This is a genomic window from Dactylosporangium vinaceum (assembly GCF_019904175.1).
Taxonomy (GTDB): Bacteria; Actinomycetota; Actinomycetes; order Mycobacteriales; family Micromonosporaceae; genus Dactylosporangium; species Dactylosporangium vinaceum.
In genome coordinates, this window is sequence record NZ_CP061913.1 from 8572023 (window position 1) to 8588790 (window position 16768).

The 16768-nt window shown below is 75.9% G+C and carries 15 protein-coding genes; 5 read left to right on the plus strand and 10 right to left on the minus strand.

Features of this window, described 5'->3' with window-relative positions; translation table 11 throughout:
* Positions 1-2: 2 nt before the first annotated feature.
* Positions 3-1310 carry a Tm-1-like ATP-binding domain-containing protein gene (locus tag Dvina_RS38405; protein WP_223094614.1) on the minus strand — a complete coding sequence of 436 codons (1308 nt, stop codon included), beginning with the start codon at positions 1308-1310 and terminating at the stop codon, positions 3-5.
* 84 nt (positions 1311-1394) lie between these two features.
* Here Dvina_RS38405 and Dvina_RS38410 point away from each other — a divergent pair, with 84 nt between their 5' ends.
* Complete coding sequence (locus Dvina_RS38410) at positions 1395-1571, plus strand: hypothetical protein (RefSeq protein ID WP_223094616.1); 177 nt, start codon at positions 1395-1397, stop codon at positions 1569-1571.
* Positions 1572-1743: 172 nt separating this feature from the next.
* On the opposite strand, the gene Dvina_RS38415 is transcribed toward Dvina_RS38410, so the two are convergent.
* From Dvina_RS38415 to Dvina_RS38445, 7 genes are all read right to left on the minus strand, one after another.
* Entirely contained in the window at positions 1744-4011 is a 2268-nt protein-coding gene (locus Dvina_RS38415; protein ID WP_223094618.1) for a bifunctional lysylphosphatidylglycerol flippase/synthetase MprF, read from the minus strand.
* A complete protein-coding gene (locus Dvina_RS38420) occupies positions 4008-5324 on the minus strand; it encodes an alpha/beta hydrolase (protein WP_223094620.1) in 1317 nt (438 codons plus the stop codon). The genes Dvina_RS38415 and Dvina_RS38420 overlap by 4 nt, the downstream gene beginning before the upstream one ends.
* On the minus strand, positions 5321-5593 hold the full coding sequence (locus Dvina_RS38425) for a hypothetical protein (RefSeq protein WP_223094622.1): 273 nt from the start codon (positions 5591-5593) through the stop codon (positions 5321-5323). The genes Dvina_RS38420 and Dvina_RS38425 overlap by 4 nt, the downstream gene beginning before the upstream one ends.
* A gap of 93 nt (positions 5594-5686) precedes the next feature.
* Entirely contained in the window at positions 5687-7285 is a 1599-nt protein-coding gene (locus tag Dvina_RS38430; RefSeq protein WP_246655594.1) for an alkaline phosphatase D family protein, read from the minus strand.
* 41 nt (positions 7286-7326) lie between these two features.
* On the minus strand, positions 7327-8448 hold the full coding sequence (locus Dvina_RS38435; RefSeq protein ID WP_223094624.1) for a Gfo/Idh/MocA family protein: 1122 nt from the start codon (positions 8446-8448) through the stop codon (positions 7327-7329).
* Positions 8445-9557 carry an FAD-dependent oxidoreductase gene (locus tag Dvina_RS55840; RefSeq protein WP_223094626.1) on the minus strand — a complete coding sequence of 371 codons (1113 nt, stop codon included), beginning with the start codon at positions 9555-9557 and terminating at the stop codon, positions 8445-8447. The genes Dvina_RS38435 and Dvina_RS55840 overlap by 4 nt, the downstream gene beginning before the upstream one ends.
* 308 nt (positions 9558-9865) lie before the next feature.
* A complete protein-coding gene (locus Dvina_RS38445) occupies positions 9866-10462 on the minus strand; it encodes a TetR/AcrR family transcriptional regulator (RefSeq protein WP_223094628.1) in 597 nt (198 codons plus the stop codon).
* A 118-nt stretch (positions 10463-10580) separates the two neighbouring features.
* On the opposite strand from Dvina_RS38445, the gene Dvina_RS38450 reads away from it, so the two are divergent.
* Together Dvina_RS38450 and Dvina_RS38455 are read left to right on the plus strand one after the other, a co-directional pair.
* The gene (locus Dvina_RS38450) at positions 10581-11318 is read left to right on the plus strand and encodes an SDR family NAD(P)-dependent oxidoreductase (RefSeq protein WP_223094629.1); all 738 of its coding nucleotides are present in this window, start codon (positions 10581-10583) and stop codon (positions 11316-11318) included.
* 14 nt (positions 11319-11332) lie between these two features.
* Positions 11333-12226, plus strand: coding sequence for an alcohol dehydrogenase catalytic domain-containing protein (locus tag Dvina_RS38455; protein ID WP_223094631.1), 894 nt, complete (start codon positions 11333-11335; stop codon positions 12224-12226).
* Here Dvina_RS38455 and Dvina_RS38460 read toward each other — a convergent pair.
* Together Dvina_RS38460 and eccB are read right to left on the minus strand one after the other, a co-directional pair.
* Positions 12216-13418, minus strand: coding sequence for a cysteine desulfurase-like protein (locus Dvina_RS38460; RefSeq protein ID WP_223094633.1), 1203 nt, complete (start codon positions 13416-13418; stop codon positions 12216-12218). The two genes, Dvina_RS38455 and Dvina_RS38460, sit on opposite strands and share 11 nt — an antisense overlap.
* Before the next feature lie 73 nt (positions 13419-13491).
* On the minus strand, positions 13492-14865 hold the full coding sequence (eccB, locus tag Dvina_RS38465; protein ID WP_223094635.1) for a type VII secretion protein EccB: 1374 nt from the start codon (positions 14863-14865) through the stop codon (positions 13492-13494).
* Between the two features lie 97 nt (positions 14866-14962).
* Here eccB and Dvina_RS38470 point away from each other — a divergent pair, with 97 nt between their 5' ends.
* The gene (locus tag Dvina_RS38470) at positions 14963-16120 is read left to right on the plus strand and encodes a type VII secretion protein EccE (RefSeq protein WP_223094637.1); all 1158 of its coding nucleotides are present in this window, start codon (positions 14963-14965) and stop codon (positions 16118-16120) included.
* Positions 16117-16764: a hypothetical protein gene (locus Dvina_RS38475; protein ID WP_223094639.1), complete on the plus strand. Its 648-nt coding sequence runs from the start codon at positions 16117-16119 to the stop codon at positions 16762-16764. Before Dvina_RS38470 ends, Dvina_RS38475 begins: the two co-directional genes overlap by 4 nt.
* Positions 16765-16768: the final 4 nt, after the last annotated feature.

The window sequence follows — 16768 nt, forward strand, 5'->3', positions numbered from 1 at the left end:
GCTCAGGCCTCCACTCTCGCCGAGCGCGCCGCGACGAGCGCGTGCAGCCGGTCGGCCGCCGCGACCGCGAGCTCGGCATCGTTGATGTGCAGCGGCGAGTCGACGACCTCGACGCCGCTGCCGGCGACCGCGCCGAGCACCGCGTCGAACAGCGCCGCCGAGGCCTCCGCGTCCTGGAACGGCATCTCCGGCGCGTCGAGCGCGGAGACCCCGCCCCGCGGCACGACGAGAACCGCCGGCCCGGCGGCGGCCGCGAGCTTGTCGCCGATCCGCCGCCCGAGCTCGGCGTTCTCGGCCGGGGTGGTGCGCATCAGCGTCACCGTCGGGTTGTGCACGAAGAACTGCCGGTCGGCGAAGGCCGGCGGCACCGTGTCGCGCGGGCCGAAGTTCACCATGTCGAGCGCGCCGAGGCTCACCACCTGCGGCAGCCCCGCGGCCCCGGCGGCGGTGAGCCGGTCCGGCCCGGCGGTGAGCACGCCGCCGACGAGGTCGTCGGCGAGCTCCGTGGTCGTCAGGTCGAGCACACCGGCGAGCAGGCCCGAGCGGGCCAGCCCCTCCAGGGCCCGGCCGCCGGAGCCGGTGGCGTGGAAGACCAGCACCTCGTAGCCCAGCTCCTCGAGCCGGGCCCGGGCCGCCTCGACGGCCGGGGTGGTGACGCCGAACATCGACGCGGCGACGAGCGGGCGGTCGTCGGCGGCCGGCTCGCGCCGCGCGTAGGCGCTCGCCATGGCCGCGATCCCGGCGGCGGCGTTGCCGAGAATCGCCCGGGAGATCTGGTTGATGCCGGCGATGTCCACGACGCTGTACATCATCGTCACATCGGCGGCGCCCACGTACGGCGAGACGTCCCCGGCCGCCATCGTCGACACGATGAGCTTCGGCAGCCCGATGGGCAGGTCGCGGACGGCCCGGGCGGCGATTGACGACCCGCCGCTGCCGCCGAGCGCGAGCACGCCGTGCACGGCGCCCCGGGCGACGAGCGGCCCGAGCACGGCGGCCGCCCCCTCACCCATCGCGGTGACGGCGACGCCGCGGTCGTTGCCCTCGCGCAGCGCGGCGATGCTGGTGCCGGCGGCCGCCGCGACCTCGTCCGGCCCGATCGCGCTCGCCGATGCGCCCGGCGACAGCGCCGCGGGCCGCCCGGCCGCCGGGCGGGTCCCGGCGTCGAGCACGAGCACACCGACGCCGTGGCCGGCCAGCTGCGCGGCCACCCACTCGTATTCGGCGCCCTTGGTGTCGAGCGTGCCGACCAGGGCGACTGTCGGCTGTTCGAAGGCGCCTGTCATGTCCGGGCCGCGGGGCTGGAGCATCGGGGTGTCGTGAGTCGGGTCACCCGCCCATCCTGAATCCCGAAATGAAACGTGTCAACCGCGCCGGCGGCAGGCGATCCGCCCGTGGACGGCCGCGGTTCGGGCCGGGATCGAAGCGGCGGCGAGGGCGCCGACCCGGTCGAAGCGGGCGTCGAGCGCCTCGTCGCCGTGGTGGACGACGAGCAGGCCACGACCAGGCGGCGGCCGGCCTCGTCGAGGTCGGCGAACGGCTCGTCGACGAGGTACACGTCCGCGTCCTAGCACAGCAGCGCGATCCTGAACGTGCGCCCGAGCGCAAGGCGCTCATCGGCGACGCCGCGCTCACCAACCGCGGCACGATCGCGCCGCCGGCTCCGGCCGCGATCGGCCCGCTGCCGACCGTGTTCGACCGCAACGGCCGCTGCCTGCCCCGGTCTGGACCGAGGCCTGACGCTCACGAGCGCAGCAGCCGCCGGGCGAGGCGCACGCCCTGCCCGGCGGTCAGGCCCGGCAGGTACGCGCGCAGGACCGCGGAGCCGATCGCCGGGAGGGCGGCCGGGTCGGTGTAGGCGAGGTACAGCGGCCGGTACTGCGGCTGGAACTTGGCCTTGAACGCGAGCAGGGCGCGGAAGCCGTAGACCGGCTCCAGGCGGGTTGCGGCGCGGTCCAGCAGGTGCGGCAGGCCGGTCGGCGGGGGCGGTTCGCGCAGGGCGAGCGGGACGCCGGAGAGGCTCACGTATTCGGCGCCCTCGTCGCGGAACTGCTGGGCCGCGGTGGCGATCAGGAACTCCATGACACCGTTGACGCCGCCCGGGATGCGGCGCATCACGTCGAGCGTCCAGGCGTTGACGGAGCCCTCGCAGTACACGGGAAGCCAGCTCGTCATGCCGTGCACAGTGCCCTCGGCGTCCACGGCGACCAGGCAGCGGACCTCGTCGTCGCTGAGCTCGTCGACGCCGCCGAGCGTGAAGCGCATCTCGGGCAGGCCCTTGGCCTGGCTCCACTCGGCGGAGACGGCCCGGATCTGGGCGGCGATGGCCGGTGGCGCGTCGCGGAAGCGGTGCCACTCGGCGTGCAGGCCGTCGCGGGCGGCCCGGTTGATCGCCGTCCGCACGTCCTGCCACTGCCGGCCGCGGAACGTCAGCGCGGGCAGCCCGACCCGGGTCTCCTCGGCGACCTGCACGAGGCTCCAGCCGGCCGCGGCGAGAGCGGCGGCGGTCTCCTCGTCGATGCTGTAGAAGCACGGCCGCCAGCCGCGGGCCAGGCAGTCGCGGCTGAACTCGGCCATCGCCGCGGCCCGGCGCTCCGGGTCGCCCACGGGGCCGCCGAGGGTCAGCGCGACCGCCGAGTGGACCCGGTAGGCGATGGCGGTGCGGCCGTCGGCGCTGAACCAGTACGCGTTGCCGGGCCAGGTCAGCATGTACGACAGCGCGCCGCCGCCGTGCTGCACGAGCAGGCGGCGGGCCCGCTCGGCGGCGTCGTCGGCGACGGGGCCGCGGTCGCCGCCGTAGGTCCGGGCGATCCCGGTGAGCACGGCCAGCCAGGCCGCGGTCCCGGCCCAGCCGAGCAGCACCGTCGCGGCCGGGGAGCGGGCCAGGAAGGCCGGCGGCATGGCGTCGAGGTACCCGACCGGCAACAGCCGCGTCGGCAGGTCGAGCAGCAGCCCGGTGAAGGACGGCACGGGCTCGAAGTCGTAGCGCAGCAGCCAGCCACCGCCCAGGTACACCAGGCAGGACAGCACCGGACCGCCGGCGCCGAACAGCCAGGCCGCGCGCACCCGGCGCGGGTCCGAGCGGGCCGGGAAGAGCCGCCGGTGCGCCACCAGCAGGCCGGCCACCACGAGCGGCAGCGCCACCGACGCGACGACGGCCACCGCCTCGGCCGGGTCGTCGAACGGCTCACCGGGCGCCCGCAGCCGCGCCACGAGGTCGAAGGCGAGCGCCCCGGCCAGCGCGAGCACCAGGTTCGTCGCCACGGCCAGCCACAGCCCGAGCCGCCGCCCCCGCCGCAGCCCCTCGGCCGCGAGCAGCAGCAGCGCCACCGGTAGTACCGACAGCAGCAGCGGCCCGAGCCCGTCGGCGCGCACCTGCGCGACGAGCGAGCGGCACTGCGCGCCGAGCTCGGGGTCGGTGCACGCGGCCTGCAGGTCGGCCAGGTCCGGCGGCGCGGCCAGCACCACGAAGCGCAGCGCGGCCAGCGGCCCCCACGGCGCGGCCAGGGAGGCCACCAGCGGCCCGGCGGCGCAGGCGGCCACCACGAGCGCGAGCAGCGTGCGCCGCTCCGGCGCCCCCGGCGGCTCCGGGTCAGCCGGGGCCCGCCGGCGCAGCAGCGGCCCGGCCGCCAGCCCGGCGCCGGCGCAGACCACGAGCGCGAAGTCGGCCGGGCGGCCGGCGTAGAGCAGCATCATGCACGCGGGCACCAGCAGCAGCCGGGTCCGCCGCCGCCACAGCGGGGTCAGCACCGCGCTGCCGGCCAGGATCAGCCCCAGCACCGCGGGCAGCGGCCCGATCTCCAGCAGCGTGCCGAGCGGCGTCGGGGCGGCGAGCGGCGGCACCCACCAGCCGGGGACGCGGGCCAGCACCGCCAGCAGCACCGCCGCGGCCGGCACCGCGCCGCACTCCAGCAGGGCCAGCACGGCGGCGGTGCGCCACCGGCCGAGGCGCCGCACGACGGGCAGCGCCAGGCCGAGCCCGGCGACGGTGGTCACGATGACGGCGATCAACGCGGTGCCTCCTCGGTGAGGCCCAGGCGGGCGGCGAGTGTCGGCAGGGCCACGACGAGGCCCTGCCCCCAGACGGCCCAGCTGTGCCCGCCCGGCAGCTCCCACCACCGCACCTGCATCCCGGCGCCCTCGCAGGCGGTCCGGATGATCTTCTGCTGCGGCCCGTATTCGGCGTCCTCCCGCCCGGCGACGATGAGCCCCAGGGTGTCGGGGAACTGCCGGGCCGCCATGATGTCGCGCGGGTTGACCCGGGCGAACGCGGCCGCATCGCCGCCGAACGCGGCGGCGACGGTGCCCTTGCGATCCCCCAGTGTCGGCTCGGCCTGCCCGGAGATGTCCAGGAACGTGGGGTACCGGTCGGGCCGCCGGACGCCGAGCTGCAGCGCGCACGTCCCGCCGTAGGAGTAGCCGCCGACCACCCAGTGCCGCGGGTCCGGGTCGACGCCCAGGTGGGTGCGCACCCAGTCGGGGACGTCATCGGCGAGGTACGTCTCGACGTTGCCGAGCTTCGAGTCCATGCACAGCGGGTTGGCCATCACGGAGCCGAGCCCGTCGGGCATGACCACGATCGGCGCGAGCCCGTCGTGCAGGCGGGCGAACTCGTTCATGACCGCCTCGATGTGCCCGCCGTCGAGCCAGTCCCGCGGGGTGCCGGGCTGGCCGGAGATCAGGATCAGGACCGGGAGCTGGGCGCGCGGCACCGACAGGTAGGCCGGCGGCAGGTAGATCCAGGCCGGCCGGGCCGCGAACCCGGAGCGCGCCCCCGGGATCGGCGTGTTCATCAGCCGCCCGTGCAGCCCGAGCTGCGAGGGCCGCCGCCACACCGCCACGAGCCCCCGCCCGGGCGCCGGCGCGACCACTGCGGGCGCGGCGACGGTGGCGTCCACGACGCTGATCATGTCGGACGGGCGCATGCCGAGCGCGGCCCGCAGGCTGTCGTACTGCCCGAACATCGCATTGATCTCGGAGGCGCACCCGGCCAGTGCGACAAGGGCCGCGGCCACCGCCAGCAGCCGCCGGACCCAGCCGCGGCCGGGCCACCACAGCGCGGCGAGCGCCACCCCGGCCAGGCCGAGCCCGGCCCAGACGAGCACCATCGTGGGCAGCGCGTCCGGGAACGGCCGCCAGACCCGGTCGACGACGTAGCCGCCGGTCAGTGCCAGGGTCGCGGCGACACCGCAGGCGACCAGGGCCCACCCGGCCCGGCGCCGGGCCGCGCCGTAGAGCAGCAGCCCGAGCGCCGCGATCGCCGCCGCGGACACCGCGAACGGCACGGGCCCGTGCAGGAGCGGCCAGTCGAGGGGCCGCTTCACTGCAGCCGCTCCTCCGGCCGGGGCCGCATCGGGTGCGGCGAGTGCGGGGCGCGCGGCCGGTGACAATGCCACGTTGAGCGCCGCCCGGGCGGCCCGGCCCGGTGCGAGGGCTTGATCGCCCGGGACAGGTCCCCGGCACACGGCGGTGTCGTGTAGTCGGTGCGCACCACCACGGGCGCCGACCGCCCCGCCGCCGCCGAGATCAGGTCGGCCGCCGCGCCCAGCACCACTGCCGCACCGAGCAACGCCGCCGCCATCCGAGTTCGCACACTCTCATGACGTTTTGATCGATGCGCCGGGTTCCTTCACCGGAGCAGGAATCTCCGGGCGGCGCTTCGATGCCGCCGCCCGGAGCCGTCCGGCTACGCGCTGTGCAGGGTCGAGGTGCCGGCCTCGGTGACGTAGGAGGCAGTCGTCGCGGTCGGCGCCTGGCGGACGTCGATGGTGTCGACCGTGCGGGCGTCGGTGCGCCACTCCCGGCGGTCCACGGTGCAGCGCAGGTAGCCGCGGCGGGAGCCGTCGAAGTAGCGGACGTGGGGGTTCAGGGTCGGGTTGAGGGCCTTGAGCGGGGCGTCGAAGGCGATCGGGAAGTCGGAGCTGATCGACGTGGCCGTGAACTCGACGGCCACCGGCGCCTGCTCCGGCCTGTCGAAGTCGATGCGCAGCTCGCTCATCCAGGTGGAGTGGATGTCGCCGGCCAGGACCACCGGGTTGCTGACCTTCGCGTCGGCCAGGTGCTGCAGCAGGCGGGTGCGCTGCGGGGCGTAGCCGTCCCACTGGTCGAGGTTGGCGATGATCGGAGGGACGCCGCCGGTCGGGTTGGGGAACTTGATCCGGCTCATCATCACCTGCTGGGCGATGACGTTCCAGCGGGCCGGCGAGTGCTCCAGGCCGTCGGCGAGCCAGCGCTCCTGGTCCTCGCCGGTGAGGGTGCCGGTGACGTTGGCCGTGCCGGCCTGCGCGAGGCCGAAGTCGCCCGGGAAGCCGCCGGGCTGGTCGCTGCGATACTGCCGGGTGTCCAGCACGTTGAGCCGGGCGAGGCGGCCGAAGTCGAAGCGGCGGAAGATGCGCAGGTCGGCGCGGCCGGGCCGCAGATCGGCGCGGATCGGCATGTGCTCGTAGTAGGCCTGGTAGGCCGCGGCGCGCTGGCGGGCGAAGTCGGCCGGCGACTGGTGCTTCGCGCCCGTGTCGTCGATCTCGTCGGTCAGGGCCGCGTAGTTGTTCTCGGTCTCGTGGTCGTCCCACGTGACGATCCACGGGAAGGCGGCGTGCGCCATCTGCAGGACCGGGTCGCTCTTGTACTGCGCGTGCCTCGCCCGATAGTCGCCGAGCGTGACGAGCTGATCGAGGCCCGGCGTCTGCGGTGTCGTGTGGTTGCGGTCGGCGAAGCGGCTCGACGGGTCGTACTCGTAGATGTAGTCGCCGAGGTGCAGTACCACATCCAGGTCCTCGGCCGCGACGCCCGCGTAGGCCGGCCAGTAGCCGTTCTGGTAGTCCTGGCAGTTGACGATGGCGAAGCGCAGGCGGCCCCCGTCCAGCCACGGCGGCGGGGCCGTCTTCGTGCGGCCGGTCGGGCTGATCGCGCCGAGCGCCCGGAAGCGGTAGCAGTACTCCCGCCCGGGAAGCAGGCCGCGCGCGTCGACGTGCACGGAGTGGGCCAGCTCGGGCCGCGCGAGCACGGAGCCGGAGCGGACGACCTTGCGGAACCGGTCGTCGAGGGCGACCTGCCACTCCACCTCGACGGGCCGGTCCGGCCGGCCGGCGCGCAGCAGGCGGGTCCACAGGATGACGCCGTCGGGTAAGGGGTCGCCGCTGGCCACGCCGAGGGCGAAGGGCGTGGCCGGGTCGCCGGGGTGGCCGTGCTCGTCGTGGCCGGTGTGTGCGGACGCCGCGGCGGCCGGCAGCAGCACCGCACCGGCCGTCACCGCCGCCCCGCCGAGGACTTGCCGTCGAGTCAGCATGGGCCCACCCTGCCTGTCGCATCCGAACACCGGCCTAACGCTCACTGCATTCTTCGCGGCGCGGGCAGCGTGATCCGGTGCGGCGCGCGCGCCCACGCCACGCCCAGCTCCGAGAACAGCGCCGGCGCCGCGACCGCGGCCTCGATCGTGTCGAGGACGCCGTCGATCACCAGGCCGCCGCCGTCCGGGTGCGGCCGCAGGAAGCGGCCGGGCACCGGGGTCGGGGGCGGTGCGGCCAGGACGGCCTCGAGGAGCCGGGTGAACGTCTCGGTGCGGGCCAGCCCGGCCACGAGCGGTGTGCTGCGGTCGGCCCGGTGGTCGAGGAGGTTGTCCAGGAGGGGGACGCGCGCCGTCGTGTGCCACTGGCCGCCCGCGCCGATCCGGTAGCGGTCGGCCGGGTAGGCGAGGCGGGCGCCGTCCGCGACGAGCTCGCCGTGCAGGAAGCGGTCGCTGCTCACCGTCACCGCGGCGAGCAGTGACACGCCGCCGGCCCCGGTCAGGCGCAGGCAGGCGGTGTCCTCGACCTCGATGGCGTGGCTGCGGTAGCGCTCCAGCTCCAGCACCAGCGGATCGCGCAGGCCGGCGGCCAGGACGGCCAGGCCCTGCATGACGCCGTGGGAGAACTGGTTGGCGATGGCCCCGTCCACGACGTCCTGATCGCCGAGTCGCCGCCGTCCGGCCCAGTCGGCGCGGGTGAAGTACGCGTCGGGGCGCCACCACGCACCGGCCACGGCCGCGTGCCGCAGGTCGCCGACCGCGTCGGTGAACGCGCCGAGCGACGCCGACCCGAGGGCCTGGAAGCCGACCTGGGCGGCCACACCGTGCCGCTGCAGGGCGCCGGTGAGCTCGGCGAACTCGCGTGAGCTACGCACGGCGGGCTTCTCGATGAGCAGGTCGGCGCCGGCCGCGGCGGCGGCGAGCGCGGTGCCGGCCCGGGCGTGTGGGGGCGTGGCGATCACGACGATGTCGGGCCGGGCCCGGGTCAGCATCGTGTCGACGTCGGTGAACTGGGGCACGCCCTCGACCGGCGCGCCCTCGGCGGCCTCGGCCGGGCGGCGTCCGGCCAGCGCCACCAGCCGCGCCCGCCCGGCGGCCGCCAGCCGGTGCACGGCCCGGCGGTGCACCAGGCCGTAGCCGTTCGGCCCGACGACCGCGACCCTCATCGGGCCAGCTGCCACGCGTCCTGCTCCGTGGGGGCGGCCGTGCCGAACTGCGCGACCACTTCCCGGGCCGCCTCCACCGACGTGGCGATCTTGCCGCCGAAGATGGACACCACGCGGTCGTCGAGGCGGCGGACCACCGTCGGGCGGGCGTCGGTGTCCTCGATGTGCGGCAGGACGGCCCGGACGGTGAACAGCGAGCCGATGTGCTCGGCCCGCTCGATGCCGGTGAGGAACGGCCGCGCGTGCTCGACGAACGAGGCGAACTTCGAGTGCGGCGTGTGGTGGATGCGCCCGTCGAGCAGCCCGGCGAGCTCGGCCGGGATGAGCGGATAGCGCCCGACGGTCGTGGCGTGGATGGCGTGCGTCACGTTGCCGAGCAGGAAGGTGCCGGTGCCGTCGTAGGGGTCGACGCACATGAACGGCCCGTCGAGGACGACCAGGCTGCGGTTGTGGTACTCGCGCGGCAGCCGCACCACCGGCTTCTCGCAGACCTCGTACTGGTAGTCCAGGCCGCCGCCCCGGATCGCCGCCTGGAGGTGGTTGAGGCTCGCGTAGGTGGCCAGCACCACGCGCTCGTAGTCGTCGAGGTCGGCCAGCTGCCGCGGTGACCGTACGTGCACGGCCACCCCCGCCGCGCCGAGCTTGCGCCGCGCGGACTCGCGCAGCACGGCCAGGTCCACGGCCTGCTCCGGCACGCGCAGCGACAGGTCGACCGCGCCGGGTCGCAGGAACGGCGGGCGCTCGTGGCGGTACTCCAGCCCCATCCGGTCGCAGAACTGCAGGTACTGCTCCGCCGAGACCAGGCTGTCCCGGCTCGCGATGGCCACGTAGTGCTCGTAGTCGGAGCGCACGGCGTCGGGGTACTCCGCGCAGAACGACGCCACGCCCTCGCGCACCTGCTCGACCGTGTCGGAGCTGCGCGGGTAGTGGTAGCCGTGGTGCAGCCGGCGCTGGTTGACGCCGCTCGCGCCGTGCAGCAGCTCGGGCGCGGCCTCGAACAGGTCCACCGCGTGGCCGGCCCGGGCCAGGTGCAGCGCGGCCGTCACGCCGAAGATGCCGCCGCCGACGACGGCCACCCTGTGTCCGCTCGCGGTCGCTCCCCGCTTCATCCATCCCCCGTTGACGTCGTCGATGTGAGTCCGACTCGGCGTTCATCCAACCGGGCCGCCGCGGTTTCGTCGAGCGCCAGGAGACGTGAGTTCGACTATTTTTCGAACCCCGGCGGCGGTACCGCGCATTCCTCACACGGACACCGGCGAAGGGAGCCGACGCGTGCGGGCCGAGCTCGAGCACGACAGCGTGCAGCATGGCGCATCCCGGCGGCCGGGGGACGGGCCGGGCCGTGGGAAGTTGCGCGGGGTTTCGGGGTGGTTCGTGCGGGTGGGGCGGCGCGGCGGCGCGGTCCTCTGACGGCGGCTCAGGGGCGGGGGACGGCGCGCAGGGCGATGTCGACAGTGGCGTGCAGCGCGGCCCGGTCGGCGCCGCCCGCCGCGTGCACCGCGTTGCCCTCGCTGACCACCATCACGTAGCGGGCCAGGGCCGCCGCGTCGGTGCCGGCCGGCAGGTCGCCCTCGTCGAGCGCGCGCTCCAGCCGCTCGGCCAGCGCGCGCTCCCCGGTGAGGCGGCTCGCGGCCAGGAACTGGGCGACCCGGCCGCCGTCGCTGCCGCCCGCGAGGCCGCCCTGGATGGACAGGCAGCCGGCCGGCCGGTCGGTGCGGGTGAGGGCGTCGGCGTTGGCCCGCAGGAGGTGCTCGACGACCGCGAACGCGGTGGGCTCGGCGATCGCGGCCCGGACGTAGGCCATGTCGACCTCGGCGTAGCGGGCGACGGCCCGGCGGAACAGCGCGTCCTTGTTGCCGTACGCGGCGTACAGGCTCGGGCGGTTGATGCCCATCGCCTCCGTCAGGTCGCTGAGGGAGGCGCCCTCGTACCCCTGCCGCCAGAACACCTCGACCGCCCGGTCCAGGGCCGCGTCGGCGTCGAACGCCCGCGGCCGCCCGCGCTCCCCGGCCATCCGGCATCTCCCCCTTATTCCCGCGGCACCCGTGACGCTCTTCATCTTAACTGATCGGTACAGAAGTGCTACATTCAATTTCGTACCGATCGGTACACAACCAGAAGGAGCAGTCACCATGAGCAGGACAGCCCTCGTCACCGGCGCGACCTCCGGCATCGGGCTCGCCGCCGCGCAGCGCCTCGCCGCCGACGGCACCCACGTCTTCCTGACCGGCCGGCGCCAGGACGCGCTCGACGCGGCCGTCGCCGCGATCGGCCCGGACGCCACGGGCGTGCGCGCCGACGTCGCCGACCAGCAGGACCTGGAGCGGGTCGCCGCCGCGATCCGCGAGCGCGGGCAGGGCCTCGACGTCCTGTTCGCCAACGCCGGCGGCGGCGAGTTCGCCGCCCTGGGCGAGATCACGTGGCAGCACTACGCCGACACGTTCAACACCAACGTCGGCGGCACCCTGTTCACCGTGCAGGCCGTGCTGCCGCTGCTCAACCCGGGCGCGTCGGTGATCCTGACCGGGTCGAACATCGACGTGAAGGGCGCGCCCTCGTTCAGCGTCTACGCCGCCACCAAGGCCGCGCTGCGCTCGTTCACCCGCAGCTGGGCGGCCGAGCTCGTCGGGCGCGGCATCCGGGTGAACGCCATCGCCCCGGGGCCGGTCGAGACGCCGGGGCTGCGCGGGCTCGCCGGCGACCCGGAGGCGGCCGGGGCGCTGCTGCAGGGGTTCGCGGCCGGGGTACCGATGCAGCGCCTGGGCCGTCCGGAGGAGATCGCGGACGCCGTCATGTTCCTGGCCTCGGCGTCGAGCTCGTTCATGACCGGCGCGGAGCTCTACGTCGACGGCGGCGCGAGCCAGATCTGAAGGAGGGCGGCAGCATGCGAGCGATACTGACCACACGGTACGGGGCCCCGGACGTCCTCGAGGTCGGCGAGCTTGCGACCCCGCGGCCCGGGCCCGGGCAGATCCGCATCGACGTCGAGCTGGCCGGGGTCGGGCCGACCGATCTCGCCATCCGGGCCGGCCGCCTCACCGCGGCGTTCCCGTTGGCGCCCGGCGGCGTGCTCGGGTTCGAGGCGGCCGGCACGGTCGGGGCCGTCGGCCCCGGGGTGACCGACGCGGCCGTCGGCGACGCGGTGGCGGCGTTCCTGCCCGGCCTGGGCGGATACGCCGAGTCGGTCCTCGCCGACCTCTGGGTCCCGAAGCCGGCCGGGGTGGCCTGGGCCGACGCCGCCGCGCTGCCCGCCTCGGGCGAGGCCGCGGCCCGCGTGCTGGACCACCTGGGCGTCGAGCCGGGCGAGACGCTGCTGGTGCTCGGCGGCGCGGGCGCTGTCGGCACCATCGCCACGCAGCTGGCCGTGGCCGCCGGCGTGCGCGTCATCGCCACCGTGCGCGGCGAGGACTTCGCCGCCGTCGAGCGGCTCGGGGCGGTCCCCGTCGACTACACCGCGCCGCTGGCGGCGATCACCGGGCGGGTCGACGCCGTGCTCGACGCGACAGGCCGCAGCGACCTCGAGGCGGCCGTGCGGCTCGCGGGCGGCCCGCAGCGGGTGGTGACGCTCTCCGACCACCGCGGCCCCGGGCTCGGCGTCGTCCTGTCCGGCCCCGATCCGGTCCACGCCCGGGCCCGGCTGCAGCGCGCCATGACCGCCCTGGCCGGCGGCACGCTCGCGCTGCGCCCGCACGTCGAGCGCCCGCTCGGCGCGGCGGCGCGGGTGCACGCCGAGCTGGAGCAAGGCGAGCTGCGGGCCAAGGTGCTGCTCAGACCGTGAAGGCCCGCAGCCCGTCGACGACCCGCTCGATGTCGGACTCGCAGGTGTACGGCGCCAGCCCCAGCCGCAGGCCGTGCTCGTCATCGGGCACGGCCAGCCGCCGGAACGGCTCGTACGCGTAGAACGACCCGGCCGGCGCCAGCACGTCGCGGGCGTTGAGGAACTCGAACGCGTCCCAGGTCCGCCGCCCCGGCAGCGTGAGCAGCAGGGTCGGCGTCCGGGCCGCGGCCCGCGAGTGCACAACCACGTCAAGCGCGGCGAGGCCGTCCTCCAGAAGCCCCAGAAGCCTCGTCTCGTGTACCTCGACCGCCTCCCACGACGCCCGCAGCCGCCCCCGCCGATCGGCCGCGGCGCCGGGCGCGATGGCGGCGATGAAGTCCACGGCGGCCGTCGCCCCGGCCATCACCTCGTAGGGCAGCGTCCCCAGCTCGAAGCGCTCCGGGACCTCGTCGGTGGCGGGGAGCAACTTGTCGGGGTGCAGCGTGGCGAGCAGTTCGGGCGCGGCGGCCAGCACGCCGCAGTGCGGGCCCAGCAGCTTGTACGGCGAGCACACGAACAGGTCCGCCCCGAGCGCGGGCACGTCGATGAACGCGTGCGCGGCCAGGTGCACGCCGTCGACGTACACCAGCGCCCCGGCCGCGTGGGCGGCGTCGGCGATGGCCCGGACCGGCGGCCGGGTCCCGATGAGGTTCGACGCCCCGGTGACCGCCACGAGCCGGGTCCGCTCCGTGATGGCGGCCGCGACCGAGTCGAGGTCGACCTCCGACGTGGCCGGGTCGAAGTCGATCCACTGGACCACGGCCCCGGCCCGCGCCGCCGCCTGCACCCACGGCCGCACGTTGCAGTCGTGGTCCAGGCGCGTGACGACCACCTCGTCGCCGGCCCGCCAGGACCGGGCCAGCACCCGGGCGACGTCGTACGTCAGCTGCGTCGCACTGCGCCCGTAGACGATCCCGCCCGCCGGCACCCCGAGCAGGTCCGCGTACGCCGAACGGAACGCGGTCACCGCGTCGTCGGCGTTGCGCTGCGACAGCCCGGTCCGCCCGCGGTTGGACAGCGGCCCGGTAAGTGTCGCCGCCACCGCCTCCCCGACGGCCCGGGGCGTCTGCGTGCCCCCGGGCCCGTCGAAGTATGCGATCCCGGTGTCGAGGGCAGGAAAGTGACCGCGCAGCGCGGCGACGTCGTACGGCATGCCCACAACGAACCAGCCCGCGGCGCCGAAGTCCAGGGCCGGGCCCCGATTGCCCCGGCGCCGGCGGACATCGCTACCCGACGTACTCCTGGGCGGCCGCCTGCGGGTCGAGCGCCGGGCCGGACGGCAGCAGCGCGATGAACGGCAGCGGCAGGCGGGCGGCCCCGGCCGCGTTCAGCTGCAGGCGGGCCACCGCGTCCGCCGACACGATCGGGAAGCGCTGGCCGGACTCGGTCACCAGGTTGTAGCCGCCGTCCTGGCCGGCCGTCGTGGTCGCCTGGGCCAGCACGCCGGTGCCCGGGACGATCGCCACCGAGGTGGCCAGGAAGCTGTCGGTGCCGAGCTTCGTGGCGATCGGCGGGGCCGACGCGACGGACGGCATCGCCGGGGGCAGGCTCACGGTCGCGGCCCAGGCGGCGTCGCCCGGGGGCGTGCCCGGCGTGGTGCTGACGCACAGCGGCTGGCCGCGGACCGGGTCGACCGCCTGCGGCAGCTCCTTGGGCCAGCCCGGGCGGCCGGGCACCGCGCCCTTGGACGCGACCGCGTCGATCGCGCCCGCGCCGGCCTTCACCAGCCGGCTGTCCGCCGCGAGCAGCAGCGTCGCGGTCAGCGGCGTGATCGGGCTCAGCCCGTCGGTCTGGACGAGCGAGAAGTTGGGCCGCTGCCCGGCCACCTCGGTCTGCACCACGTCGCCGACGTTGGCCTTGACCGGCAGCGTGACCTTCGGCGCGGCGCCGTGCTGGACGGCGGGCACGGCGATCTCCGGCCCCTCCGGCAGGGTGTCGAGGACGCGGGCGGGCACCACCATCGGGCGGGCGTCCTGCAGCCCGAGCACGGCGCGGGTGTTGCCGGTCAGCCGGTAGCGCCGGCCCTGCATGACGAGCCAGGTCGTCCCGGCGTCCTCGGCCAGCACCGCGGACGTGCCGCCGAGCTCGCCGTCGGCCGGCGCGGGCGGCCCGGCCAGCACCAGGATCTCGGGGCGGACCACCTGCGAGCCCGAGGGCAGCACGCACACGGTCCACGGCCCGGTGCTCAGCTTCTGCGGCAGGCCGTCGGGCGCGCCGGGGATGCCGACCGGCAGGCCGCGGCGCTTGCCCTCCAGCGCGGAGGAGCGCACCTCGATGGGCTTGTTGCCGCCGACGAGCATCGCCGAGCTGAGGTTGAGCGCGGGGTGCAGGACGCCGTCGACCAGGACATACCGGTCGCCGCTGCCCTTCACGAGCACCGCACCGGACTCCGGCAGGCTCGGCCCGCTGCCGCCGCCGAGCAGCCCGGCGACGCCGAACCCGGCCATCACCAGCACCGCGATGACCGCGCTGCCCACGAGCGTCCGGTTGAGCCGGCGCTGCGGGTCCTGCCCGGCCTCGTCCTCGCCGCGGACCAGGCTCGTCACCCGCCGCCGGCTCTCGTAGTCGTAGGCTGCGACGTGGTCTCGGGTGGTCGCCATCGCGTCGGTTGCTTCCTCACCTGCGAAGTCGGGTTTTGCGAGTTCATCGTACGTGCACTTAAATCGATCCGATGACCGGAACGGGGGCGGGGGCGCAGTGACGGCACCACTACAGCAGCGGGCCCGGCCCCGCACCGGCGGCCGGCGGACCCGGATCGGCCGCGGCCGGCTCCTGGCCGTCGAGGCGGCGGTGGGCGCCGCGATCGCGGGCGGCGCGCTGCTCGGCGTGGCCGGCTACGTGCTGCTCGGGGCGGCCGCCGCGGTCCTCGCGGTCGCGCTGGCCCGCCGCGACGGCCGCTGGGTCACCGACCTGCTGGCCGCCCGGTTCCGGGTCTCCGCATTGCCTTCCCAGGCACCCGCGCCGCCCGCGCCCCGCACCGCCGGCGACCTCGGCGCCGTGGCCGTGATCGCCCCGCGCCTGGAGGTCGTGGAGTGCACGGACCGCAACGCCGACCCGATCGGTGTGGCCTGGGACGGCCAGGGCTTCGCCGCCGCCGTGGAGCTCGGCACCCAGACCCCGCTGCGGCTCGACCTGGGCCGGCTGGCCGCCTACGCGGCCGGGGACGACGTGCCACTGGCCGGCATCCAGCTCCTCGTCGAACAGCTCGGCGGCGCCCGCGCCAACGGCAACGGGCCGGGCCCTTCGCGCGATCCGTGGCCGGGCGCTGACGTACCGTTGATGCGAAGGGCTTTTCTGGCGCTTCGCTACGAGCCGATCTGGGCCCCCGACGCCGCGCGCAGCCGTGGCGAGGGCGGGTCCGACGGCGCCCGCCGGGCCGTGGCGGCGGCCCTGGCCCGCCTGCGCGTGCGGCTGCTGGCCCACGGCCTGGCCGCGACCCCCCTCGACGCCGCCGCCCTCATCCACACGCTGCGCACGGTCGGCGACCCGGCCCCGAAGGCGATCCTGCACCGCGACGGCTGGACCGCCGGCGCGTCCGAGCACCGCTGCCTCGGCGCCACGATCGCCTCGGCCGCCGACTGGCAGCAGCTCCTGCGGACCGCCGCCCACTCCCCCGCCGAGCGCGCCGTGCTGTCCCTGGCCGTGGAGCTGGACGGCACCTCGACCCGGACCAGGTCCGCGGTCCGCCTGATCAGCACCGACCAGGCCCGCGTCCGCGACGCCCGGCAGCAGGTCCTCGACACCGGCCTGGCGGTACCGCTCCCGGGCGCCCAGGCCGCCGGCGTCCTCGCCACCCTCCCCCTCGGCGGCGGCCCCCGCCCGCTCACCGGCGCGATCGGATGGACACCGCGATGAGCAGCCCCGACATCGACCTGGCCGCGCTCCCGGCCGTCCGCTGGCCCGCCCCGGCCGACGTCAACCTCACGCTCGACATCCCACCCGGCGGCGTGGTCCTGGGCACCGACAGATCCGGCCGCCCCGTTGCCGTGGCCGCCCTCCAGCCCCGCCCGGTGCGGATCGGCCTGCTCGGCCATCCGGCGTGGGCGACGGCGCTCGCGTACCGGCTGCTGGGCGTGGGCTGCCAGGTCGCGGTGCTGACGGCGGGCTCGCAGTACTGGGAGGCGCTGCGCTCGAAGGTCACCGGCCCGGCCCTGACCTGGCTGGACGCGCCCGGCAGCTGGCCCGCCGTCCCCGGCACGCCACCGACGACCTCCCCGGGCCCCCAGGTCCTCATCGTCGACTACCCGAGCGCACCGCCGCTCTGGGTGGGCGACCTCCCGTGGTGCACCGTCATGCACGTGACGAGCGACGCCCCCGAGGGCAACGACTTCTGGGCGAACGTCGACACCATGCTGATCACCGCCCAGGGCTACGCCGGCGTCATCACCCGCCGCTGGCCCCACCCCGACGCCGCCCAGGCCGACGACCTGCGCCCGGGCGAGATCGCCCTGGCCGACCGCCACGGCATCGTCCCCATCGTCTTCCCACCCACCCCGTGACCGG

Coding starts and splice junctions, on each gene's coding strand:
- Dvina_RS38405 (WP_223094614.1), bottom strand. CDS start 1,310: ATGCTCCAGCCCCGCGGCCCGGACATGACAGGCGCCTTCGAACAGCCG.
- Dvina_RS38430 (WP_246655594.1), bottom strand. CDS start 7,285: ATGCTGACTCGACGGCAAGTCCTCGGCGGGGCGGCGGTGACGGCCGGT.
- Dvina_RS38435 (WP_223094624.1), bottom strand. CDS start 8,448: ATGAGGGTCGCGGTCGTCGGGCCGAACGGCTACGGCCTGGTGCACCGC.
- Dvina_RS55840 (WP_223094626.1), bottom strand. CDS start 9,557: ATGAAGCGGGGAGCGACCGCGAGCGGACACAGGGTGGCCGTCGTCGGC.
- Dvina_RS38445 (WP_223094628.1), bottom strand. CDS start 10,462: ATGGCCGGGGAGCGCGGGCGGCCGCGGGCGTTCGACGCCGACGCGGCC.
- Dvina_RS38450 (WP_223094629.1), top strand. CDS start 10,581: ATGAGCAGGACAGCCCTCGTCACCGGCGCGACCTCCGGCATCGGGCTC.
- Dvina_RS38455 (WP_223094631.1), top strand. CDS start 11,333: ATGCGAGCGATACTGACCACACGGTACGGGGCCCCGGACGTCCTCGAG.
- Dvina_RS38460 (WP_223094633.1), bottom strand. CDS start 13,418: ATGCCGTACGACGTCGCCGCGCTGCGCGGTCACTTTCCTGCCCTCGAC.
- eccB (WP_223094635.1), bottom strand. CDS start 14,865: ATGGCGACCACCCGAGACCACGTCGCAGCCTACGACTACGAGAGCCGG.
- Dvina_RS38475 (WP_223094639.1), top strand. CDS start 16,117: ATGAGCAGCCCCGACATCGACCTGGCCGCGCTCCCGGCCGTCCGCTGG.